This window comes from Microcoleus sp. PH2017_24_DOB_U_A (genome assembly GCF_020738205.1).
GTDB lineage: Bacteria > Cyanobacteriota > Cyanobacteriia > Cyanobacteriales > Microcoleaceae > Microcoleus.
On record NZ_JAEQCT010000051.1, the window covers coordinates 1 to 23,622 of the forward strand.

Below are 23,622 nucleotides of genomic sequence, written 5' to 3' on the forward strand. Positions count from 1 at the left end.
TCTATCTGGGAGTCAATTTATACCCAGGCTTTTATTGAGTATGAGACTGACTATCGTCTGAGAGATTGGACAGGAAGTCCAGACGGGGAGCGGGGCGAACTGAGACGGCAGATAGTCACGAAGGCGTTGTCGCTGCTAGCACAGCAGATGGGACGGAATGTGGCAATTGATTTAGAGAAATGGGTCAGGTTTCACGAATGCTGTCCTGAAGCCGAAAGAGCGATGACAGAGTGGCAAATTACTCTTAGGTATGCCTATATTTCGCCAAAGTCCCGTCGTTATCCTCGAAAAGTTCCTCCACCCGCCGTCTTAGAGCCAATATTACCAGAGATTTCTGAACTGGTAGCTTTGGCTCGCAGAACCGAGATTAAAGACGCTTTGAAGCGTGTCGCTCCGCCCCCCCCATACGAGCAGATCCCCTACGAATATATGGAGCATTGTTATGAAGAGTTAATGCTATCTCAGGTAATCGATCGATCGCTGACTTTGAAAGCTTTGCAAACAATTGCCTCTAAACTCAACGACACGGAACGTTCAGAAGTGGCGATGTGGGCGGAGATTCAAGCTCGGACTATGAGTAGATATGGTAAACCAGAGAATCTGTGTGGAGATAAGTATTTGCAAGTTGAACTACCTTGCTTTGATGTTCCATCATTACTTGACTTTTCTGCTTTAGATGAGAGTGCTTGACGGAAGCCACCACGAGGATCAGACTTTGGATTAATGAGTGATAAGCTGTTCTACATCTAAATTGTATTTTTTNNNCAGCTTAATACAGTGTTTTATGGGTAGGAGCAGGGGTAGCAGGAGCTGCTCTGGTTACATTAGAAATAATTGCAAGGCTTCTGGGGTTAGAGTTACGTTCTAAGCCTTGATAGACACGATCATTTATGACAAAACTAAACTGTTTGGAACTTGATTTTTCTTGGAAAGACACTGAAAGCTCGGAGTATTTGGAAGCTTTGTCTTTACCCACTTTACCGTGGGCTGCTCCTTTCCTACCGCTGTTAGGATTGCCAAATGCTCTATTAGAGCAACCATCTATCTGGGAGTCAATTTATACCCAGGCTTTTATTGAGCATGAGACTCGCTATCGTATGAGGGATTGGACAGGCACACATGGGGAGCGAGGCGAGCTTGTACGGCAGATAGTGACCAAGGCTTTACCGCTGCTGGCACAGCAGATGGGACGGAATGTGGTACTTGATTTAGAGAAATGGGTCAGGTTTCATTTTTTCTGTCCTGAAGCCGAAAGAGCGATGAGAGAGTGGGGAATAACTCTTCGGATTGCCTATTTTTCACCAAATTCCCGTAAGTATCACAGAAAAATTCCTCCACCCGCCGTCTTAGTGCCGATATTGCCTTTGATTGAGGAATTGGTGGATTTCGATCGCAGAACCGAGATCTACCAGCATTTGAAGCGTGTCGCTCCGCCCCCCCCATACGAGCAGATTCCCTACGAATATATGGAACATTGTTATGAAATGACAATGATTTCGGGGGTACTCGATCAAGCGCTGACTTTGAAAGCTTTGCAAACAATTGCCTCTAGACTCAATGACATGGAACGAAAAGAAGTGGCGATGTGGGCGCAGGCTCAAGCTCTTATTATGTATAGAGATGGTAAACCAGAGAATCTATGTGGAGATAAGTATTTGCAAGTTGAACTTCCCTGCTTTGATGTTCCATCATTACTTGACTTTTATACTGTAGATGAGAGTGCTTGACGGAAGCCACCACGAGGATAAGACTGTGGATTAATGAGCGATACATACGATCGCCCTGCGAGCCTTTTTTGCAAGGAATTGATGGAAGTCAGTAAACTCTAGTGGAGAACCGGAGTATAATCAAAGGTGAGGAGTGAGAATTTGGAACTCAAAATTGAGAATGATTCTAAAATCTGACTTCGGAGTTGAGAATTCTGGTACTTTCAAGTGCAACTATGGTAGAACTCTCCTGTAAAAGCGAATACGCAATCTTAGCTTTGCTGGAGCTGGCCGATTGCTACGATGAGGGCGAACCCCTGCAAATTCGCCAGATAGCTGCTCAGCAAAATATTCCCGATCGATATTTAGAACAGTTGCTCGCTACCATGAGACGCTGCGGGCTGATTCGCAGCCAGCGAGGAGCTAAGGGTGGTTATATCTTGGCGCGGGAACCGTGGAAAATTACACTGCTCGAAATTATCAACTGTCTCGAAGGCTCAGACTTCGATCGCTCTGAAAAAGACTCGCCTGCTCAAACTGTAGAAAGTGCTGTGATTTGGGAAGTTTGGCAAGAAGCGCGATCGATCGCCAACTCGGTGTTGCAAAAATATACGCTACAAGATCTGTGCGAAAAACGCAATGGCAGACGGCAGCTCAATATTATGTATTACATCTAGGTTAAGCCGACGCGCGTCTAATTTTCAAAATCCTGTTTTTTCAAACAATCAGTGCGGTAGGCGAGAGAGCCAGCCCTAAAAGTTAAATCTCAATACGCAATAGCTTAATATTGCCAACTAGGAATTAACATTTACTTTCAACAACAAGCAGACAAAGATTATGCGTATTGCTGGCGACATTACAGAATTGGTGGGGCACACACCCCTGGTGCAACTCAACCGCATTCCCCAAGCCGAAGGCTGCTTGGCTCGGATTGTAGTCAAACTCGAAGGCATGAATCCGGCAGCATCAGTAAAAGACCGGATTGGTGTCAATATGGTGAATCAAGCCGAGGCAGAAGGGCTGATTACTCCCGGGAAAACGGTTTTAGTAGAACCGACATCTGGCAATACCGGAATTGCTCTAGCAATGGTGGCGGCCGCAAAGGGCTACCAGTTGATTTTGACCATGCCGGATACGATGAGCACGGAACGTCGATCGATGTTACGAGCTTACGGAGCTCAACTAGAATTGACTCCCGGCATAGAAGGCATGAGTGGCTGCATTCGGCGCGCTCAAGAGATTGTAGACAAAACTCCGAATGCGTATATGTTGCAGCAGTTTCGGAATCCAGCCAACCCGGACATTCACCGTTCGACAACGGCTGAGGAAATTTGGGCAGATACCGACGGCGAGGTGGATTTCCTGATTTCTGGAGTCGGCACTGGCGGCACGATTACTGGTGTTGCAGAGGTGATTAAGTCCCGGAAACCCGAGTTTAAGGCGATCGCAGTTGAACCAGCAAACAGTCAAGTTCTGTCGGGCGGAAAGCCCGGGCCTCACAAAATTCAAGGTATTGGTGCTGGTTTTGTGCCGCCCGTGCTGAATGTTGATGCGATCGACGAAGTGATCATTGTTACCGATGACGAGGCGATCGCCTACGGGCGCCGCTTAGCCAGAGAAGAAGGACTTTTGTCCGGTATTTCCAGCGGTGCGGCACTGTGTGCAGCTTTGAAAGTCGGCAAGCGTCCTGAAAATGCAGGTAAATTGATTGTGATGATTCAGCCTAGCTTCGGCGAGCGCTATCTCAGCACTCCCTTGTTCCAGGATCCAGAACTGAATCTGGCGGTGGCTGTCAACTAAACTAGCCTCCGGCGCGAGTTGCAGAAACTGAGGGCAGGGCGTAGAATGTACGCCCTGCTTGGCTTTTGAGATGAAAAAATTGCGATAGATTATTAGACAAGATTGCATAAGTCTTCGATCGATCCTTCAAGCGCAGATGTCAGACAGATGCAACCGACGATGCAACGCAGATAATTTCAGGGTGTTTTCCGATTTTTGCAATTCAAGTCTATTGTCGATCGCGATCGAGCAATCGCCCTGACGGTTACGATATTCTCGCATTGTACAAACCGCTCGTAAAAACCCAGACAAGGCTACCCAAAAGTAGTCAATGTTAGACATCTACGTTGGTAATTTTAGTGCACATTCCTAAAAATACAGGAATAAACTGCAATCCCTCTATTCCCTTCATGAAGTCAGGAATTACTTTTATAGCTCTATTTATGCTGCCATTAGTATCAGCTTAAATTGAATCCCATTCCGCTTCTTGAGATTCCTTTACTAAGATGAATTTTGGGCTTGCGACATATTGAACTCAAGCCTGCTGACTTCTGCTGTAGTAAGTCGCCAATGTTAATCCGCTTGCCATTTCAAAAGTATGAATGTTTTTTTTAAGATTCTTTTTTAATATATTTATGATACTCTAAAAGCAGATGTTTTTTACCTGAAATTGCTGGCATTTATATCGTATAAATACTTGGTATATTAGCAAATAATGATATTTTTGTCAAGCACTTTTTCGCAGATTATCCAGATTTCAAGGAAATAATAGCGTGTCTTCTGTTACCAATCACTACAAAACCCTAAAAATTAGCCCAACCGCAACCCAAGCCGAGATTAAACAAGCATACCGCCGTTTAGTCAAAATATTTCATCCAGACAGCCAGAGTGCGACAGCCGGTCACGAAGAGATTGTCCGCCTCAATGCAGCCTATGAAATATTAGGAGATGCCCAGCAAAGACAATCTTACGATCGCCAAATCTCCCAGCCCAGCGAAGAGCAATCGCCCTACGCACCAAACGTCACCCGCCAGCGACAACAAGCAGCGCGGGACGCCGACGAACACATGGAACAGTGGCTGATTAAAGTATACAAACCAGTCAATCGAATACTCAACAACATCTTGAAGCCGCTGAAAAAGGAAATAAACGAATTGTCAGCAGATCCGTTCGATGATGAACTGATCGAAAAGTTTCAAGCTTATATCGAAACCTGTCGCGATTTTCTTTCAAAAGCTAATGACTTTCTGAGGGTGATGCCCAATCCATCTAATGTAGCCGGAGTTGCGGCCCATCTTTACTACTGCATCAATCAAGTGGGAGATGGCATAGAAGAATTGCATTTATTTACCCTCAATTATGACGATCGCCATTTGCACACAGGTCAAGAACTGTTTAGAATTGCTGCTAGACTGCGGCGGGAAGCACAGGAGGAATTGAAAATTAGAAGTTAGTGAAGAAGTTATGGTTATTGGTTATGGGTTATTTGTTATTGGTTATTTGTTGCGGGCTATCAATAACAAATAACAAATAACTTCTAATTCATTCCCAATTCCCAATTCCCAATTCCCAATTCCCAATTCCCAATTCCCAATTCCCAATTCCCAATTCCCAATTCCCAATGAGTTCTGAATGTCAAATTCCAAACAGAACTTGAATTCGCTTCCGGATTTTAATAAAAGGAGTTTGTTCCAGAGAGTCGCCCTCTAACAATCCCAAATCTCTCAAAGCTTGCTGGCGTTCGGACAATTTTTGAGCAATCTGATCTGCCAAATTCGGTTGTTCTGTTAAAAGTTTTTGCAAGTCGTGGCGTTCCACCACAAACAAAATTGCATCTTCGCTAGTTTTAACAGTCGCCGTTCTCGGAGTTCCCAACAGCAAAGAGATTTCCCCAAAAAACTCGCCCTCGTGAAGCGTCGCAATGTACTGATCGGCTTTTTGAGAAAGAACTTCTACAGAACCAGAAAGAATAATATAAAAAGAATCGCCAGGGTCATTTTCATTGCAGACAATCTGTCCTGTTGGAAAAAGTTGTCGGTAGCCGTATTCAATTAACTGCCGCAGTTCTACATCTGTACACTGTTCAAAATAAGTTACTCGCCGCAACAAATCTCGTAGCGTCCAATTATTAGGGGATTTAACCCCTTGCTTTTTAGGCTCGGAAACGGTGGAATTAGATTTGAGTTCGGCTGAATGTTTGGCATTCTGGGGGAAAACCTGACCGTTTGAATGATCGTCTTTGCGATCGTGAAAATGTTTGGTTAACTCTTGCGGGTTCCGCAGCCACAAATCCCGCTGGGGAAATGGGATTTCGATATTGCGGTGGCGCAATTCATAATCTATTAAAAAGTTGACCGCACTTTTAATTTCATCGCTTTTCTGTGGCTGGTCAATCCAAATTAAAAGTTCAAAATCTAAAGCGTTATCTCCAAACCCGCGAAACCAAACTTTCGGAGAAGGATGTGATAAGATATTCGATTCCAGTCTCGCAGCGACTAACAGTGCTTCTGTAACTAATACTGGGTCAGTTCCATAGGCAACGCCGACGGGGATGTGGACGCGGCATCTGGGGTCTCTATAACTCCAGTTAATAATGTTGGTTTCGACAAACTTGATGTTTGGTATGATTACAAATAGTCCGTCGATTGTTTTGATAATTGTGGAACGGATGGAAATATTTTCAACTGTTCCTAATAAATGGTCAATCTCAATAAAGTCTCCGACTCGAATTTGCTGCTCAAATAGTAGGGTCAGACCGCTGATAAAGTTGCTGGCGAGATTTTGCAAGCCGAAGCCGAAACCAATGCCGACGACGCCAGCTAAGACTGTCAGAGAGGTGAGATTGAGCCCTGCACCTTGCATGACGAATATACAGCCAAGGGTTGCTAAGATGTAGCTGATGATGGTGGAAATTGCTTCTCGACTGCCCCGATCCAATCCCATCCTAACTAGCAGGCTGCGTTTGATTCCTTCACTGATGAGACGAGCTATAACGAAGGCTAATATAGCTAATATTATCAGTTTGACGATCGCACTAATGGACAGATGAGTGTCCCCGATATAAAATAGGGGAGTTGCGATCGCACCATACAAATTTTCAAAAAAGCGATCGGCTTGTTCAGTAATCCAATTCATTAAGATTTGGTAATGAGTAATTGGTGATGGATGATTAGTTTTGCTGGCAACTGAACCGCAAACTCCTGACTGTGGCAGAGTTTATGCGAAAAACCCGAAGTGTAGAGTGCGCTGTGTTGCAAAAAGGTCGTCAAGCGCAGCTACCCTGTTGGGAATCGCACTTTCTCAAAGATTCTTAACTGATGGAAAAGCAACTGATGGCGAGAAACTGTTTTGTAGCGGTATTTTCTGCCGGTGATATCTGTGTTGTCGTCCAAAATCAGCCCAGCGGCTGGTGAGGCAACGTGTTGCCAATATCTCAAAAATTGGTAGAAATTCATTCGCAGCACCCTAAAATTATCGAAAAATTCCAGCAAAAATTAGTTTATCCTTAAGAAGTAAGTCCTTTACAGAACTTAACAAGCTTACCTTACTTGACTTTTATGCAGTGCATCATCAATCGTCGGGCACAGTTTTCGGCGAGTCACCGGTACTGGCTGCCGGAGTTGAGCGAAGCCGAGAACTTTGAACGGTTTGGCCCAACTGCCCGCGCACCGGGACACGGACACAATTACGTTCTTTACGTTTCCATGATAGGAGAACTCGACGAGTACGGCATGGTGCTCAACCTGTCTGATGTCAAACACGTCATCAAGCGGGAAGTTACCAAGGATCTCGATTTTTCTTACCTTAACGAAGCATGGCCGGAATTTGGGCAGACTCTGCCAACTACCGAAAACATAGCACGGCAAATTTGGCTGCGGCTAGCTCCTCATTTGCCTGTGAGCAAAATTCAATTGTTTGAACACCCGGAACTTTGGGCTGAATATTTAGGAAATGGCATGGAAGCTTATCTAACTCTGTCCACTCATTTTAGTGCCGCCCATCGGTTGGCTCGTCCCGATTTAAGTTTTGAAGAAAACTCGGAAATTTATGGCAAATGTGCTCGTCCTAACGGTCACGGTCACAACTATCATTTAGAGGTGACTGTTAAAGGGGAAATTGATGCGCGGACTGGGATGATTGCTGATTTGGGAGCTTTGCAAAAAGCTGTTGATGATTATGTTGTTGAACCTTTCGATCACACTTTTTTAAATAAGGATATTGCTTATTTTGAGAAGGTTGTGCCAACGGCGGAGAATATTGCGGTTCGGATCGGGCAATTGTTGCGATCGCCCATACGGGAATTGGGCGCTGAGTTGCACAAGATTAAGCTGATTGAAAGTCCGAATAATAGCTGCGAAATTTACGGTGCCGATTTAGATGCAGCGACGGTACAACAGCAACAGTCAGCAGTTTTAGCTGCGGTTTAGAGGTACAAATCGGATCAGTTGGGGCGGTTTAGGCGGATATGAGGCAAATTGTGCAGATTGGTGAAGCCGCCCCGATGATTCCGAGGATGATTGGAGGCGGATTAGGTGCGAGAAAGTGTTCTTTGACACAAGTTATGTGGCGAGTATTATTGGGACTTTTCCTGACAAGTCAGACGCAGCCCGTATTTTGGAGATAGTAACCCAGAATTCCTCATCAAAGCTATTGTCACTGCTGAGAGTATGAGGTCGATCGCCCGATCTGCTGACAAACAACACTAATTTCTCCTAGGTGAGTTGACGTTTATGCGAGTCTCAAATGTAGCTCTCTTGACTCTGGCCGCCCTCGCATCCCAGAATGTAACTGCTCAAACTAACGCCGCTCCGGCTGCACCTCCCATCTCTGGTGAGACACCGCAGGCCAGCAACTTTGTTGATGCCATAAATAATACAGTCTCTCGTCCGGCGGAGTCAATGAGCGCGCCCGAGACGATCGCCGACGAACAATTTTCCCCACGAATTGCGGTAAAATCGCAGACTGGTTTGCTGGTAGCAGCGGCCGGCGCTGAATTATCTCCTGCTGTTAAAACCAAGGCAAATCCTGCTGCTAGAGCCACCGATGAACTGACTCAATCTTTACAAGAAACATGGCTGGCTAAATTAATCGAAACTGGGGTTAAAAGCAGTCCCCAAGTTCGCGACGCTTTCGATTTTTTCTCTCCACGGACTGGCAGTGCAGAAACTGGATATGGTTTTAATAATACGATAACTCTGCTGAATATTTTATTAATTCTGGGTACTATTTTGCCACCGGTGACAATCGCCTTTTTTTGGGCGATCCGCAGGCTGGTAGTCAAACAGTTGGTTGCTGACGCCAATCAAAGATTGCACGGCATTGGTGTGTTGGAATCAGAGTTGCTCAACTCTCGCCAACTGACTCAAAAAATGAGGGATGAATTAGAGGCACAAATGAGTGCAGCTAAACAATCACTTGATTTTTTAACTAGAGAAACTGAACTTTCCAAATCTTCTGTCGAGCAAATTGAGACTCTCAAATCTCAATTTATCATGCGCCTGCAAGTGTTGGTAACAGAAGTTGACGAGAAAAAATCTCAAATTGTTCAGGAAATTTCCCAGGTTCCGGCAATTGTTGCCAAAGAAGCTGTCAAACTCGCACCTCAGCGGCAGTTAAATAATGCACAAACTTCTGCAACAGCACCTGCTAGTGACGGACAAAATTTGATTGCTGACGATTGTATAAAGCAAGTCGAAGAGCTTTATTTTCAGGGCAATTACAATGAGGCATTAGCCTGCGTAGAAAAAGCTATTTTAACGAACAAGAATGCGGATGAGGCGTGGTATTGGCGCGCCAATGTGTTAATTAGATTGCAGCGTCATGAAGAGGCGATCGCCAGTTACGACCAAGCAATATTAATTAAACCGGATCACTACGAAGCGTGGTACAATAAAGCGAATTTGCTGGGAAAATTGCAGAGGTGCGAAGAGGCGATCGCCTGTTACGAGCGAGCAAGTGCGAGCGAGCCGAGAAAATACGGTTGTTGGCACAGCATAGCAGCTTTGTTGGGTAAATTGCAGCATTACGAAGAGGCGATCGCCAGTTACGATCGCGCCCTGGCTATCAAAACAACCGACAGCGAAATATGGCACAACCGAGGTGCGATGCTGGGTAAAGTACAGCAGTACGCCGCCGCAGTCGATTCTTACGATCGCGCTCTTGAGCTCAATCCCAAGAGATACGAGACTTGGTACAATCGAGGTAATATGCTGTGGAGATTGCTCCGCTACGCTGATTCTGTTGCTTCTTACGATCGGGCTCTCGATATCCGGGCCGACAAATACGAAGTTTGGTACAATAGAGGCGCCGTGCTGGGAAAAATGCAGCTCCATCAAGAGGCGATCGCATCCTACGACAAAGCAATTGCCATTAAACCGCAGGATTTTGAAGTTTGGCACAACCGAGGCGCAGCTTTCGACAAACTATCACAACACGAAGCAGCAATTGCATCTTACTCCCAAGCAATCACGCTTAATTCCAAGTGTTACGAAGCTTGGTTTGGCAAAGGCGAATCTTTGGCAAAATTGCAGCACCATGAAGAAGCGATCGCAGCTTACGAAAAGGCGATCGCAATTCAGCCAGAATCCTACGATGCTTGGCACCACTGCGGTACAGCTTTGTCGCAATTAAAGCGCTACGAAGAAGCAATGGCAGCATACGATCGAGCCATTGCTATCAAGCCAGAAAATGCCGAAGCTTGGCGCGATCGAGGCACAATTGCCTCAGAATTAAAACAAGATACAGAAGGATTTGTGGCCGGTGAAAAAGATACTCAAAACCAGCCACAATCCGATGAATCTTCGGAGAGTTAGTTGTAAGGTACAGCGCAACTGAGCTGTATTGGAATATTTTTGGCAAAAATGGTAAACTTATGCCAAATGCTAAAAAAGGAGAATAGTTATGTCTGTGAAAATGCAAAGACGGCTATTTACAGTGCAAGAATATCACCTGATGAGTGAAGCTGGTGTTTTTAGCGATCGCGAACGAGTGGAACTTATCGAAGGAGAAATTATCCAAATGGCAGCAATTGGTAGGCGCCACGCCGCCCGTGTCGATCGCCTGGCAGAGTTTTTTGGCGATCGGGTGCGAACACGTGCTATCATCCGGGTGCAAAATCCTATTTGCCTCAATGATAACTCAGAACCTCAACCTGATATTGCCTTAGTACAGCGTCGCGCTGATTTTTATGAAGAATCCCTGCCAAATAGCGAGGATGTTTTGCTGCTGGTAGAGGTAGCAGATAGTACCGTTAATTATGACCGCGATGTGAAAATACCGAATTATTCGCGATCGGGCATTCAGGAAGTATGGTTATGGGATTTGGAAGCAAACTGTTTAGAAGTTTACCGCAATCCCACCGCAAATGGCTACACTTCAGTGCAAAAATTTGAACGCGATCAACAAGTTTCACCACTGGCTTTTCCTGAGTTGACAGTGAGTGTTGATTTAATCTTGGGTTAAAAAAATAGTAAGCTTAAACGGGAGCATCTCAGTTTTGCATTTATAGTGCTGTCCCCGCTCGCGTATGCTACAAATCGCGAGCTCTTAAGCTCGCACTATAATAAAAAAAATGCTTTTTGCAAAATAGAGATGCTCCCGCTTAAACTAACTGCGAAAAAAGGAGAATAGTTATGTCTGTTGAAATGAAAAGACGGCTATTTACAGTGCCAGAATATCACCTGATGATTAAAGTAGGTGTTTTTAATAAAAATAACAGAGTCGAATTGATCGAAGGAGAAATTATCGAAATGGCAGCAATTGGGACTCGTCATGCAAGTTGTGTAAAGCGTCTGATCGCTATGTTCTCCGATCTGGAGAGAAGACGTGCTATTTTGGGTGTTCAAGATCCAATTCAGTTGACAGAAAGGACTGAACCTCAACCGGATGTTGTCTTGCTGCAACCTCGTTCTGACTACTACGCTACAGCGCATCCAATACCATCAGAGGTGTTGCTTTTAGTAGAGGTTTCAGATAGCACTGTAGATTTCGATCGCGATGTCAAAGTTCCTAATTATGCGCGTTCTGGAATTCAGGAAGTATGGCTGTGGGATCTTGAGGAAAACTGTTTGGAAGTTTACCGCCAGCCGACGATAAATGGCTACACTTCAATACAAAAGTTTGAACGCGGACAACAAATTTCGCCGCTGGCTTTTCCCGATTTTGTAGTGAGTATTGATTTAATCTTGGGTTAGGCTGACTTTTATCTTATTTTCGATTCCCACTCCCAATTACCAAAACCTTAGACTTACTATATAATTAATTTAACTCCTCAAATCAGCGAAAGTTTTATGACTGTTGCTAAACCATTTGAATTGGGAGTCACCCATCTCCCAGACCACACCGAACTGCCAGAGTCTGACGGTACTTTTGTGAAAAACTTTCAAGAACTGCCTCAAAGCATTATTCTCACCGATTCCCTGCGGCCTGTATTGCAAAAAATTCACCCTGACGGACGGTACCGCATCGGTCAAGATTGCGGGATTTATTGGCGTTTAACTGACCCTCCCGAACGCGGCGCCGAAGCACCAGATTGGTTTTACGTCCCCAATGTACCGCCACTTTTAAATGGTCAGGTGAGGCGTTCCTATGTATTGTGGAAAGAATACGTTGCACCGCTAATTGCAATTGAATTTGTGTCGGGGAACGGTTCAGAAGAACGAGACAGAACTCCACCGCCAGACCCAGATAGAGAAGAACAACCAGAACAAAAACCTGGCAAATTCTGGGTTTACGAACAGGCGATCCGCATTCCTTTTTACGGGATTTATGAAGTGAAAAAAGCGGCTGTAGAAATGTATCATTTAGAAGACAACCGCTATCAGCGCCTGAGTCCGAACGATCGCGGGCGCTATCCGATTCCACAGCTTGGAGTTGAATTGGGAATCTGGCAAGGGGAATATGATGAGATGAATTTGCCTTGGTTGCGTTGGTGGGATAGTGAAGGCAATTTGTTATTAATAGGGGAGGAACGTGCTCAACAAGAAAGCCTTCGCGCTCAACAAGAAAGCCTTCGCGCTCAACAAGAAAGCCTTCGCGCTCAACAAGAAAGCCTTCGCGCTGACGAAGAACGACTTCGGGCAGATCGTTTGGCAGAAAAGTTGCGCCAAATGGGCATTAATCCCGATGAATTGTGATTGTTTTGTTAGTTGTTGAATTCTGGGTAATCGCTCTTTTTTTATGACAGAAATATCATAAATTGGGAAAGGACGATTACCTATGGGATAGCTGCGCTTTACGACCATTGATAAATTGCAAAATTAAAGATATTTAATTTTTAATAAAAATTCTTAAAATTCTTGAAAAATTATATATTTGTGGAATTTTTTATAAAGATTTAATCTTTGCCCAACGTAAGTGCTAGTATCATAAGCCTAAAGCTAGGGGTGCCCGCAGATCCGGGCTGAGAAAACACCCTTAGAACCTGAGTCTGGGTAATACCAGCGGAGGGAAGCTGTTTATGAAGGACATTAAGATATGCGTACCGAATGGATCGCTAAGCGTCAGGGTCACAGCAACGTATCTCAAATGCACTACGCCCGTCAAGGTGTCATTACTGAGGAAATGGACTTTGTTGCTAAGCGAGAAAATCTCCCAGGAGAACTGATCCGCGCCGAAGTAGCGCGGGGACGGATGATTATTCCCGCTAACATCAATCATACGAATTTGGAACCAATGGCGATCGGCATTGCGTCTAAATGCAAAGTCAATGCTAACATCGGTGCATCTCCGAACTCTTCCAATATGGAAGAAGAAGTTGACAAGCTTAAACTAGCAGTTAAATACGGTGCTGACACCGTGATGGACTTGTCCACCGGCGGTGGCAATTTGGATGAAATTCGTACTACGATTATCAAAGCTTCACCAGTTCCTATCGGCACTGTACCAATTTACCAAGCTCTAGAAAGCGTGCACGGTAATATGGAAAGTCTGACGGCGAATGACTTCCTGCACATCATTGACAAACACGCTCAACAAGGCGTAGATTACCAAACAATTCACGCCGGAATTCTGATTGAGCATTTGCCGTTGGTGAAAAATCGGCTGACTGGGATTGTCTCTCGTGGTGGCGGAATTTTGGCGCGGTGGATGCTACACCACCACAAACAAAATCCTCTCTACACTCACTTTAACGACATCATTGAAATCTTCAAGAAATATGATGTTTCGTTTAGTTTGGGAGATTCTTTGCGCCCCGGTTGCACTCACGATGCGTCGGATGAAGCTCAATTAGCTGAACTCAAAACTTTGGGACAATTAACTCGCAAAGCTTGGGAACATGATGTGCAGGTAATGGTGGAAGGCCCTGGCCACGTGCCGATGGATCAAATTGAGTTTAATGTCAAGAAACAAATGGAGGAATGCTCGGAAGCTCCTTTCTATGTTTTGGGGCCGTTGGTGACTGATATTGCACCAGGATATGACCACATTACCTCAGCGATTGGGGCGGCGATGGCTGGTTGGTACGGTACTGCTATGCTGTGCTACGTGACTCCTAAGGAACACTTGGGATTGCCGAATGCTGAGGATGTCAGAAACGGGCTGATTGCTTACAAAATTGCGGCTCACGCTGCGGATATCGCGCGCGGCCGTCCGGGTGCGCGCGATCGCGATGACGAACTTTCCAAAGCGCGTTACAATTTTGATTGGAACCGTCAATTTGAGCTATCGCTCGATCCTGAAAGAGCAAAGGAATATCACGACGAAACTTTGCCAGCAGATATCTACAAAACTGCGGAATTCTGTTCGATGTGCGGGCCTAAGTTCTGTCCGATGCAGACTAAGGTTGATGCCGATGCTTTGACTGAGTTGGAGAAATTTCTTGCTAAGGAACCTGTAGCGCTAAGCTAACTATATTGCTAGGGCGGGCGGATAAATTCGCCCACCCTTCCCAATTCAAAAGGCACTAACTTTTTGTTTGGTAGATGACAAAACATTCTGCATAACTTCTTTCGCCACAGCTTTTACCACATTAATACTGACGCTATTGCCCAGTTGATAGTAAGCTTTATCATCATTGGAATGCAGTACAAAACTATCGGAAAAACCTTGTAACCGTGCGGCTTCGCGGGGAGTAATTCGCCGGACTCTATGGTTGTGATAAACACCTAATTTATTTGCATCGCTGGCAACAAGTGTTACAGAAATCTTCTGCGGATCTAGAAATTTATAGACTTCAAAGGAAAAGTTACCCGATACAGGTTTATACAAATCATTGTTGCGCTGTAGGTACTTCTTGGCAACCAGTAAATCCAGAATTTCATCAAGATTGGGATGAGCGAAAAAAGTAGCGATTTGTTCTTTAGTTAAAAGCTTCCCATCTTGGTGATGTCCAAATTCTTTATTGCGCCTTTTCAATATAAAACGATTCATCAACTCAATTTCATCTAAACTGCACTGGCCTCGCAAACCCAATTCCCAAGAATGAATCGAATTGCCGCCACGATAGTCGATTAATCGGATTCCGTGCAAGCGATTTAAATCATTGTTAACGATTGGTTTCAATGCCTTGACAAATTCTGGCGAGCAATCATATTTTTGGTCTGGATTGTCTTCCAAAATATCTGCAACTGCGACGGGTTTACTCAACGGGGAAAATAAGGATAACTGTTGATGGTTGCAGGAATGGGAATCTTTTGGGCCTAAGTCGGAAATTAACCCAAATTGGGGCGAAGCATTTAAAATTCCTACTAGGTAAACTCGGACGCGGTTTTGGGGTAAACTAAAGTTGGAGCTGTTGAGTATAAAGTAATCGAAGCTGTAACCTCGATCGGTCATTTCGCTTTTTATAGTTTCTAGGGTTTGTCCGCTGTCGTGGGAGACGAGTCCTCGCACATTCTCAAAAATAAATGCTTGAGGCTTGAAAGTGTCAATCAGCCGTACAATCTCGAAAAATAGTGTGCCTCTGGTGTCTCCAAAGCCTGCTTTTTTGCCTGCGTAGGAGAAGGATTGGCAAGGAAATCCTGCTAGTAAAATATCATGTTCTGGAAGTTGGTCAATTAGTCGGATGTCGCCTGAAGGTGTGTCGCCAAAATTGGTCTGGTAGACTAATTGAGCATCGGGATTGATTTCGCTACTTAATACGCATTCTGTTTCCAGATTCAAGGAATGTGCGGCGGCTTCAAAGGCTAATCTCATGCCGCCTATTCCTGAGAATAAGTCAATGAAACGGATTTTTTGCATGGCGATTTTAGGTATCCGCTCAATAAATCGGGGTAGAGTACCGTGTTGGAAACGATTTTGCGATGTTTGAGTCTCATCATTAAGTGATTTCCCCCGATTTATTGAGCGGATACTATTTTACCATGCTGTGCCTAGATTGTGAACCTTCTTTTTTGCTGTTACCCCTATTTATTGAGCGGATATCTTTTTATCATTTCTCCCCCAAAGTCCGCCAGTACAATTAAATCCTTCAGGAACATATTTCCTGAAAGTGTTGAAGAGTTTACTATTTGAAATAATCCGCTTAACTCTGAAACAGTGACGCTAAGAATAGCAATAAATTGATCTTGAGTTTCTATCAATTTTGGTATAACACTGAGTTATGCTTCCTTTTGAGATAAGTCGGAAGGCGAAAACATCGAAGCTAACTCACGGATTTCTTCAACTGTTCTTCTGTAATTGTGAGTTGACATTTTGGGTTGTCTGTGGTAATGAGTGCTGTGAATTTGATGCGATCGCCCGCCGTTCTCGCTATTAAATGTTCGGCGGCAGTTGACGCGATTTTTTAGGCTAGGAGATTGGCGATCGCACTTTTACCTATTGCTTGCTACTAATCCATTCTTTGAGATCGGCGATCGTAAAAACAGCCTGAAAATCCAATCCCTCCTCGCGATATAATTGAGCTCCACCTTGTTCTCGATCGATCAGCGACAACACGCGATCGACTTTATAGCCAGCACCCCGCAGCCTCTCCACCGCCTGCATCGCCGACTTACCCGTCGTTACGACATCTTCCAACACCGCCACATTCGTCCCTTCGGGCAACACAGGCCCCTCAATATACGCCATTGTCCCGTGTCCCTTCGTCTCTTTGCGGACAATTAGCGCCGGAATCGATCGACCTTCCAGAGCCGAAACCACACTCACAGCAGTTACAATCGGGTCAGCACCCAACGTCAAACCGCCCACAGCCTGCACTTGAGGTGGCAGCATCGAGAAGAGTACGCGCCCCGTCGCCAAAGCACCTTCAGCGTGCAAAGTCACCGGTTTGCAGTTGATATAATAAGAACTTTTCTGCCCCGAAGACAGCACAAAGTCGCCCTCGCGGTACGCAAACTCGCACAATAAATCCAAAAGTCGATCGCGCAACACCTTTAAATCAGCAGCATCCATAACTTAACACCTTGTAGAAAACGCAAATAATCCGCCGATAATCAGTCTATATTGGAACCGTAATTAATCTAGAAGCTGAAATTTATGAGTCAAAAGTTAAAAAGCCTCAGCAGTGCGTTGATTCTCGCTGTCGCCTCTGCCGCACTGGCATCCGTCAAACCTGCTCAAGCAGATACAGCCCGATTTAGCCCCGTTGGTGACAACTTCAACCGACAATTCTTTGAAGCTTCAGGAGACTTTTATCACAACGTCAGCTTGCAAGGTTACATGGGCGACTATCTAGGAATTGGTTCCCCCAGCGGCGTAGTTGCCTTTCCCGAAAAAGAAATCGAGCGCGATGCCAGTCGCGTCAGCGGCCTCTACCGACGAGTAATGCAGCGGCAGGTTTCCAGCGACCCTATTCTTCGCGTTCCCGATGCCACCAATCCCTTTGATGCCTCAGTTATGGCCTTGCCCGCAGCCTGCCAGGTAGCACCTCAACCGAGCGGCTGTTTCGCTCCTGGGAGCCGAGTCCAAGAACCGTTTGTACCGCGGCAGCAGCAAGAGTCGGAGGCAGTACCAGGCCCGGTTAGAGGACTGTACAATGTATCACCGGCTCGTGGAAATTAATTAGCGATGAGAAAATTGGTTTGTAGTAAGGACTTTAGTCCTGATTTACTCAAACTCACAGATAAGGACTGAAGTCCTCACTACGAACCTTGATTACTGATGAGAAAATTGGTTTGTAGTAAGGACTTTAGTCCTGATTTACTCAAACTCACAGATAAGGACTGAAGTCCTGACTACGAACCTTGATTAGCGATGAGAAAATTGGTTTGTAGTAAGGACTTTAGTCCTGATTTACTCAAACTCACAGAAAGGACTGAAGTCCTCACTACGAACTTACTGATTGTGAAACTATGCTGCCGTCAGGCATGATTGTCCCTTGCAAATGAGCGCCGTCGAGATTAGCTCCAGCCAAATTGGCTCCTCTGAGATTTGCCCCTGTCAAATTCGCCCCTCTCAAATCAGCTTTACCGAGGTTTGTCCAGCGGAAATCGGCAGCACTCAAGTCCGCAAAACTAAGATTTGCCCTAAAAAGATATGCTCCCGTGAAGTGAGCTTCCCCGAGGTTAGCTTTAGAGAAATTGGCTGCGTAAAAATGTGCTTCAATCAATTCGGCTTGATTGAGATTGGCTTGACTGAGATTAGCATGATTGAGGTTCGCGCCGATCGCATTAACTCGAAACATTGCCGCCCCGATTAAATTCGCATCTCCTAAATCGGTTTGTTGGAGAATCGCACCACTGATGTCCGCCCCAATTAAATTAGCCCCGCTCAAATCTGCCCCCCGGAGGTCGGCCGCTCGGAGATTTGCTCCCGTTAAATTAGCTTTAACTAATTTAGTATCGAGGAGTTGTGCTCCAGCAAGATTTGCTAAACTGAGATTAGATTCAGCAAGGTTTGCTGTAATTAATTTAGCCTTAAACAAGTCTGTTTTAAAAAGGTTACACCGCCCAAGATACGCACCTCTAAAATTTGCTTCAGCGAGGTTAGCTTCGCTCAGATCCGGTTCGAGGTTTGGGTTGAGATTTCTCCATTCAATCCAAGTAACTGCACCTTTTTTTAGCAGCGCTAAATGCTGTGTATTTGCCATAATTGCATCTCCTATAACCCCTATTCCTTGCGACCAAAAATTGCTGGATTTTCGCGACCAGATACGCTTTCCACCGCCGCAATTGCTGCCTGGGAACCTGCTATAATATCTCGTTCTGCTCCGCCGAGGTAAAGCCGTCCGAAACTACCGACAGCCTGAACTTCTAAGATGTTAATAGATGCACCTTTTTCTGCTTCATTGGCTGCCAGCGCTGCATAGGCGGCCGGTTCTACTTCTAAGACGTAAAGCGTTTGTCCCGCCAGCAGCAACTGTCCGCGCCTGCTGCGGTTGATTAATTGGGTTTGGTGGGGGTCGATGTTGCGAATAATTTGACTGGAAATGACTCGCGGTTTGATACATTCTTCTCTACGGACTCCGATGAATTCTAGAATTGCTTTGCCTGCGGCCCTGGTTTCGCCCTGCTGGCCCGAGTGTACTTCCAGCAAGCCGTACAGGCGCTCGACTATCTGCACTCCAGGGCGCACGGAGGCTGATTTGAGGGCGACATCGGTAATTCGGTTAATTTCGATGCCAGGGGAGATTTCTATCCACAGCGACGCATCCCCCGGCAGTGGCAAGAATCCGGCGGCGACAGTGCCTATGTATGCTGCGTGCTGTGGCTGCAAGTTGTCTAGAAATACGTAGCTGCGTAGCTCTATTCCCAATTTGTTTTAATCTCCGTCGATCGAGCTTTTGTTGTCTGTGCAATATCTGAGTTTACCTTTTTTTGTCAACAGTACATTGTCTGTATGATTTTTGACGGTTGACGGTTGACGGTTGACGGTTGACGGTTGACGGTTGACGGTTGACTGTTTGAACAATACCGATGCGGCCGGAAACGATATGAGATACACCCCTCGAAGTGACGTTTTGGGCTTTGCGAGCTATGTTTAATTTCGTATGACCACTAAAAATTTGATATCAATCTGTAGTAATAGCTGGAGTTAATCAATCTTTACTGCTACAGGTGGATTTAACTTTGAAAGGCGATCGATATAGTGATGATAGTTAAAGATTTTTGCCAACAGAGAGCATTTGAATTATGAAACGTTCTGACTTATCCAAAGCAATCGGTGCAGGTATTATCGCTGCTGGTCTAGCCATTGTGCCAGCTAACTTGCCTGCTTCGGCTCAGACAAATACAACTCCGGGTACTAACAGCAGAGATACTACCACTACCACTACTACTCCTCGCTCTGGTGTCTACAGTGCTGAGAACGATCGCGATTTTGATTGGGGATGGTTGGGCTTGCTCGGCTTATCCGGTTTGCTCGGTTTAATGCCCCGCAAACGCGAAGAAAATGTCCGCTATACCACTACAACTGGCGATCGCGATCCAGCAGTTCGTACAGATTACCGCTAATACTAGGGTATAACGGGCTGTGGGCATGATGCAGGGACAGGATGTTTTAACCTGTCCGAATAGCGCCAACAATCATCAAAAAACCTCCATCTGTGAGGTTTTTTTATTGGATACGATCGGCAATCAATTGGTTCGTGGTGAGGACTTTAGTCCTCAGGAATGAGAATTAAATAACTTACAATTTTATGATTCTTGTCCTTTCTTGACGGGCGGGACGCCCATCCCACAAATATGTGTAAATTATTTAATTTTCGCTCCTCAGACCGAGAGAGGACTAAAGTCATTACTACAAAACTATTTTATTTGTTTCTTCTTCTTCTTCTTCTTCTTCTTCTTTTTCCTTCGCGTTCTTCGCGCCTTTGCGGTTCGTTAAATAAAGATTTTTAGCAGCAAAAAATAGTTTAAATTAAAAAATGTTTTTGCCCGATCGCTCCACGAACACATCCAACATCGCCTGCACCAACTTGTCTGGATCTAAAGGCTTACAAATGTGCCGCTGGAACCCCGCAGTCAGGGCTTGCTGGTAGTCAATTTCTCCAGCATAGGCGGTAAGGGCGATCGCGGGAACCAATCCGCCTTGCTCTGGCGGCAGAGCCCGCACCTGCCGCAGCAACATATAAGGGGCTTGCGATTAAATATAACCCCAGTTATCCTAGAAGAGTAGGAAACAAAAAATCTGACATAAGCGGTTGTTACTTCTGTAATTGGGATGCTAGAAATGATCTTGAGTGAGCCAGTGAAATTAACATTCAAAGATGCGGCAAAAAAACTGACAGGCTATCGCCGTCGAGACTTTATGGCAAAAGTGGCTGAAGACTACTTTAATGGTTGGGCCCGCAAAGTAGAAACATTTATGGGGTGGAACCGAGACAGTGTTCAACTAGGCTTACATGAACGACGAACCGGGTTGATTTGTGTAGATAATTACCGGGCACGAGGGCGACATAAAAGTGAAATTTTGCTGCCCAACTTAGAAGCCGATATTCGTTCTTTAGTAGATCCAGAGTCCCAGGCAGACCCCAAGTTTCAATCGACATTTTTGTATGCCCGGATCACGGCCATGGCGGTACGAGCGGCATTAGTGAGTCAGAAGAACTACGACAGTGAGCAATTACCTTCTCGTCAGACAATTGGCGCGATTTTAAATCGAATGGGGTATCGCCTAAAAAAACACAAAAAACCAAGCCCTTGAAAAAAATTCCCGAAACTGATGCGATTTTTGAGAATGTATTGAAGGAGAATCAAGCCTCCAATCTAGATGTCAAGTCTCTGCGAATATCAATTGATACCAAAGCGAAAGTAAAAATTGGCAACCTGTCACGGGGAGGTAAAGCCAGAACCATCGAACCGAAATCGGCTGACGATCATGATACCGAGTGGCAAGCTGTATTAGTCCCCTTTGGCATTCTTAACACTCAAAGTGATCAACTATCGATTTATATGGGACAGTCCGCTGAAACTACAGATTTTATTGGTGATTGACCTTGATGGTGGTCCGGCAATCAGAAGCAATCGCACACAATTCATCAAACGCATCATCGAGTTATCTCAGGCAATTGGCTTAAGAATCCGACTAATTTACTATCCACCATATCATAGTAAGTATAACTCAATTGAACGCTGCTGGGCGGCACTTGAACACTATTGGAATGGTGCTATTTTAGATTCAGTTGAAACTGCCGTACACTGGGCATCTAGCATGACATGGAAAGGAATTAATCCCATTGTAAACTTAATTGAGACAACTTATGAGAAAGGCGTAAAAGTCTTACCTCATGAGTTAAAACAGTATTTGCCCTCATGGCAACGTTCTGAAACTTTACCAAAATGGGATATCACGATTATCCCATTTTGACTGGTATTTTATTTGTCCGCGAGTCCCTAACACGCTCAACCAGCGGATTTTGGCCGTGTCTGCGCGCACGATTCGGTAGTCGATCGAGTAGAGCGATCGCGTTTCCCGAGCTGTTTTGACTGCCTGCAAGACTTGTTTTAAGTCGTCTGGATGCACGAACTTTTTCCACACTGCGATCGTAGTTTCGCCGCCCGGTGTCGGTTCGCAGCCGAAAATCCTGAAATGGTTCGCCGACCAAATTACTCGATTTGTTCGCACGTCTAGATCCCAGCTTGCTATGCCCGAGCCTTTGATGGCGACGCTCAAACGTTCTTCTATGATCGGCGCTCAGACACTTTTAGCCGCAATTGGCGAAATTGCTGACAGTATTTACCGGGCAGGATTTCGGAAATTAGTATTGATGAATGCCCACGGCGGACAGCCGCAGGTAATGGAAATTGCAGTGCGGGATATTCATCAGAAATATCAGGATTTTTCAGTGTTTCCGCTGTTTGTCTGGCGGGTGCCGAATGTGGCGGCCCAATTACTCACGGCGAAAGAGTTAGAATTGGGAATTCACGCGGGAGATGCCGAAACGAGTTTGATGTTGTCAATTTTGCCCGAACAGGTGAAAATGGAGCGAGCAGTTTGCGAGTATCCGAGGGATTTGCCTGCTGACAGTTTGCTGAGTATGGAAGGTAGCTTGCCTTTTGTTTGGCTGACGCGAGAGTTGACTGATAGCGGTGTGTTGGGCGATGCGACGGTGGCGACGAAGGAAAAGGGCGATCGTATTTTGGAATCTCTCTCTGACGGCTGGGTACAAGTTATCAAAGATGTGCACAAGTTTCGACAGCCGGGAAATAATTAAAACAAAACTTACGCATCGGCACCCAGAAACCGGGTTTTTTACCTAATCTGCGGTCTAAAATCCGTCTTTTCGTAAAAAAACCCGGTTTCTAAACAAGGAGTGCGTCATACCAATTTAATGGGTCGTTGCACATATCCCGATCCCCCTAAATCCCCCTTAAGAAGGGGGACTTTGAGTAACTCTTGTCCCCCCCTCCCACCAGGGGGGTTAGGGGGGATCAGATTCTATGCACCCTCATAAAAAATTGGTATCAGTCCTATAAAAATTAAGAATTAAAAATCAAAAATAGTTCTAATTCGTGTCAAAATGAGTCTAACAAATTTTCTGAGTTGGAAGGCTAACTATGAGTGTAACTCCTAAATTGCAGCGCGCATTTGAGCAAGGCCGCGCCCTGAAAATTATCAGCGGTTTAAATAATTTTGATGCGGCTAACGTTGCGGCTGTTGTCAAAGCAGCGGATCTCGGTGGCGCTTCCTTTGTCGATATTGCTTGCGATCGCGATTTGGTATTGATGGCAAAACAGTTGACAAATTTGCCAATTTGTGTGTCGGCTGTGGAACCAGAAAAGTTTGTAGCTGCGGTAGAAGCTGGCGCTGATTTGATTGAAATTGGCAACTTTGATGCTTTCTACGCCGTAGGGCGCCGCTTTGAAGCTGAGGAAGTTTTGGAGTTGACTCGCCAAACGCGATCGCTATTTGGGAACATCACTCTTTCTGTAACAGTTCCCCACATTTTGACACTGGACAAACAAGTACAGTTAGCAACCGAATTAGTCAAAGCTGGCGCTAACATCATCCAAACCGAAGGCGGTACTAGCGCCCAACCAATTCACGCCGGAACTTTGGGATTGATTGAAAAAGCAGCGCCTACTTTGGCCGCAGCCTTTGAAATTTCCCGCGCCGTACAAGTCCCCGTACTCTGCGCTTCGGGCATCTCCAGCGTCACTGCACCGCTGGCTATTGGCGCTGGCGCTGCGGGTGTTGGCGTCGGTTCTGCTGTCAGCCAACTTAACAGCGAAGTGGCGATGATTGCTGCTGTTCGCAGTTTAGTTGAAGCTTTGGCAAAAGTCGAGCGATCGCACTTTGCTACTTCAATCTAATTAAG

At 45.4% G+C, this 23,622-nt stretch carries 23 protein-coding genes, 2 pseudogenes and 1 riboswitch; of the genes and pseudogenes, 16 read left to right on the forward strand and 9 right to left on the reverse strand.

The features are described 5' to 3' along the window. From JGK07_RS14865 to JGK07_RS14885, 5 genes are all read left to right on the forward strand, one after another. Positions 1-690: hypothetical protein (locus JGK07_RS14865; RefSeq protein ID WP_293199053.1), on the forward strand; the 690-nt coding region annotated here is incomplete at its 5' end. Positions 691-890: 200 nt separating this feature from the next. Continuing rightward, the gene (locus JGK07_RS14870; protein ID WP_293185916.1) at positions 891-1,727 is read left to right on the forward strand and encodes a hypothetical protein; all 837 of its coding nucleotides are present in this window, start codon (positions 891-893) and stop codon (positions 1,725-1,727) included. A 215-nt stretch (positions 1,728-1,942) separates the two neighbouring features. After that, on the forward strand, positions 1,943-2,383 hold the full coding sequence (locus JGK07_RS14875) for an Rrf2 family transcriptional regulator (protein ID WP_293185915.1): 441 nt from the start codon (positions 1,943-1,945) through the stop codon (positions 2,381-2,383). Positions 2,384-2,543: 160 nt separating this feature from the next. Continuing rightward, positions 2,544-3,506 carry a cysteine synthase A gene (gene cysK / locus JGK07_RS14880; RefSeq protein WP_293199050.1) on the forward strand — a complete coding sequence of 321 codons (963 nt, stop codon included), beginning with the start codon at positions 2,544-2,546 and terminating at the stop codon, positions 3,504-3,506. Between the two features lie 752 nt (positions 3,507-4,258). Next, entirely contained in the window at positions 4,259-4,939 is a 681-nt protein-coding gene (locus JGK07_RS14885; protein WP_293191502.1) for a J domain-containing protein, read from the forward strand. 42 nt (positions 4,940-4,981) lie between these two features. On the opposite strand, the gene JGK07_RS14890 is transcribed toward JGK07_RS14885, so the two are convergent. The 3 genes from JGK07_RS14890 to JGK07_RS14900 all read right to left on the reverse strand — a co-directional run bounded on the left by JGK07_RS14890 (position 4,982) and on the right by JGK07_RS14900 (position 6,940). Continuing rightward, positions 4,982-5,131 carry a hypothetical protein gene (locus tag JGK07_RS14890; RefSeq protein ID WP_293211452.1) on the reverse strand — a complete coding sequence of 50 codons (150 nt, stop codon included), beginning with the start codon at positions 5,129-5,131 and terminating at the stop codon, positions 4,982-4,984. Next, on the reverse strand, positions 5,121-6,620 hold the full coding sequence (locus JGK07_RS14895; RefSeq protein WP_293225918.1) for a cyclic nucleotide-binding domain-containing protein: 1,500 nt from the start codon (positions 6,618-6,620) through the stop codon (positions 5,121-5,123). The genes JGK07_RS14890 and JGK07_RS14895 overlap by 11 nt, the downstream gene beginning before the upstream one ends. Positions 6,621-6,760: 140 nt before the next feature. Continuing rightward, a complete protein-coding gene (locus JGK07_RS14900) occupies positions 6,761-6,940 on the reverse strand; it encodes a hypothetical protein (RefSeq protein WP_293225916.1) in 180 nt (59 codons plus the stop codon). 102 nt (positions 6,941-7,042) lie between these two features. On the opposite strand from JGK07_RS14900, the gene JGK07_RS14905 reads away from it, so the two are divergent. The 6 genes from JGK07_RS14905 to thiC all read left to right on the forward strand — a co-directional run bounded on the left by JGK07_RS14905 (position 7,043) and on the right by thiC (position 14,333). After that, positions 7,043-7,912, forward strand: coding sequence for a 6-carboxytetrahydropterin synthase (locus JGK07_RS14905; protein ID WP_293185910.1), 870 nt, complete (start codon positions 7,043-7,045; stop codon positions 7,910-7,912). 303 nt (positions 7,913-8,215) lie between these two features. Further along, entirely contained in the window at positions 8,216-10,297 is a 2,082-nt protein-coding gene (locus JGK07_RS14910) for a tetratricopeptide repeat protein (protein WP_293242432.1), read from the forward strand. 88 nt (positions 10,298-10,385) lie between these two features. Then, positions 10,386-10,946, forward strand: a complete 561-nt coding sequence (locus tag JGK07_RS14915; RefSeq protein ID WP_293185908.1) for a Uma2 family endonuclease — start codon at positions 10,386-10,388, stop codon at positions 10,944-10,946. Between the two features lie 170 nt (positions 10,947-11,116). Next, on the forward strand, positions 11,117-11,677 hold the full coding sequence (locus JGK07_RS14920) for a Uma2 family endonuclease (protein ID WP_293185907.1): 561 nt from the start codon (positions 11,117-11,119) through the stop codon (positions 11,675-11,677). A gap of 96 nt (positions 11,678-11,773) precedes the next feature. Further along, positions 11,774-12,619, forward strand: a complete 846-nt coding sequence (locus JGK07_RS14925; protein WP_293185906.1) for a Uma2 family endonuclease — start codon at positions 11,774-11,776, stop codon at positions 12,617-12,619. 235 nt (positions 12,620-12,854) lie between these two features. Beyond that, positions 12,855-12,951, forward strand: a riboswitch (TPP riboswitch). Between the two features lie 8 nt (positions 12,952-12,959). Continuing rightward, on the forward strand, positions 12,960-14,333 hold the full coding sequence (thiC, locus tag JGK07_RS14930) for a phosphomethylpyrimidine synthase ThiC (RefSeq protein ID WP_293185905.1): 1,374 nt from the start codon (positions 12,960-12,962) through the stop codon (positions 14,331-14,333). Between the two features lie 45 nt (positions 14,334-14,378). Here the strand turns inward: thiC and dcm are convergent, their stop codons facing one another. Then, entirely contained in the window at positions 14,379-15,665 is a 1,287-nt protein-coding gene (gene dcm, locus JGK07_RS14935) for a DNA (cytosine-5-)-methyltransferase (RefSeq protein ID WP_293211446.1), read from the reverse strand. Between the two features lie 576 nt (positions 15,666-16,241). Next, positions 16,242-16,817 carry an orotate phosphoribosyltransferase gene (pyrE, locus tag JGK07_RS14940; protein WP_293218208.1) on the reverse strand — a complete coding sequence of 192 codons (576 nt, stop codon included), beginning with the start codon at positions 16,815-16,817 and terminating at the stop codon, positions 16,242-16,244. Positions 16,818-16,901: 84 nt separating this feature from the next. Here pyrE and JGK07_RS14945 point away from each other — a divergent pair, with 84 nt between their 5' ends. Beyond that, positions 16,902-17,426 (forward strand): hypothetical protein, encoded by a 525-nt coding sequence (locus JGK07_RS14945; RefSeq protein WP_293185901.1) that lies wholly within the window; start codon positions 16,902-16,904, stop codon positions 17,424-17,426. A 265-nt stretch (positions 17,427-17,691) separates the two neighbouring features. Here the strand turns inward: JGK07_RS14945 and JGK07_RS14950 are convergent, their stop codons facing one another. Further along, positions 17,692-18,453 (reverse strand): pentapeptide repeat-containing protein, encoded by a 762-nt coding sequence (locus JGK07_RS14950; RefSeq protein ID WP_293185900.1) that lies wholly within the window; start codon positions 18,451-18,453, stop codon positions 17,692-17,694. Positions 18,454-18,473: 20 nt separating this feature from the next. Then, positions 18,474-19,118 (reverse strand): hypothetical protein, encoded by a 645-nt coding sequence (locus JGK07_RS14955; RefSeq protein WP_293151824.1) that lies wholly within the window; start codon positions 19,116-19,118, stop codon positions 18,474-18,476. Positions 19,119-19,495: 377 nt separating this feature from the next. Between JGK07_RS14955 and JGK07_RS14960 the strand changes: the two genes are divergently transcribed. Beyond that, positions 19,496-19,816 carry a WGxxGxxG family protein gene (locus JGK07_RS14960; protein ID WP_293185898.1) on the forward strand — a complete coding sequence of 107 codons (321 nt, stop codon included), beginning with the start codon at positions 19,496-19,498 and terminating at the stop codon, positions 19,814-19,816. 406 nt (positions 19,817-20,222) lie between these two features. Here JGK07_RS14960 and JGK07_RS14965 read toward each other — a convergent pair whose 3' ends face one another. After that, positions 20,223-20,432 (reverse strand): hypothetical protein, encoded by a 210-nt coding sequence (locus JGK07_RS14965; RefSeq protein ID WP_293185897.1) that lies wholly within the window; start codon positions 20,430-20,432, stop codon positions 20,223-20,225. Between the two features lie 237 nt (positions 20,433-20,669). Here JGK07_RS14965 and JGK07_RS14970 point away from each other — a divergent pair. Continuing rightward, positions 20,670-21,671: pseudogene (locus JGK07_RS14970) on the forward strand (ISAzo13 family transposase). Here the strand turns inward: JGK07_RS14970 and JGK07_RS14975 are convergent. Then, positions 21,636-21,929, reverse strand: a complete 294-nt coding sequence (locus tag JGK07_RS14975) for a PAS domain-containing protein (protein WP_293186855.1) — start codon at positions 21,927-21,929, stop codon at positions 21,636-21,638. The pseudogene JGK07_RS14970 and the gene JGK07_RS14975 sit on opposite strands and share 36 nt — an antisense overlap. Before the next feature lie 61 nt (positions 21,930-21,990). On the opposite strand from JGK07_RS14975, the pseudogene JGK07_RS14980 reads away from it, so the two are divergent. Together JGK07_RS14980 and JGK07_RS14985 are read left to right on the forward strand one after the other, a co-directional pair. Further along, a pseudogene (locus JGK07_RS14980) lies at positions 21,991-22,518 on the forward strand (creatininase family protein); the annotation flags it as partial. Positions 22,519-22,861: 343 nt separating this feature from the next. Beyond that, entirely contained in the window at positions 22,862-23,617 is a 756-nt protein-coding gene (locus JGK07_RS14985; protein WP_293186854.1) for a DUF561 domain-containing protein, read from the forward strand. Positions 23,618-23,622 lie beyond the last annotated feature (5 nt).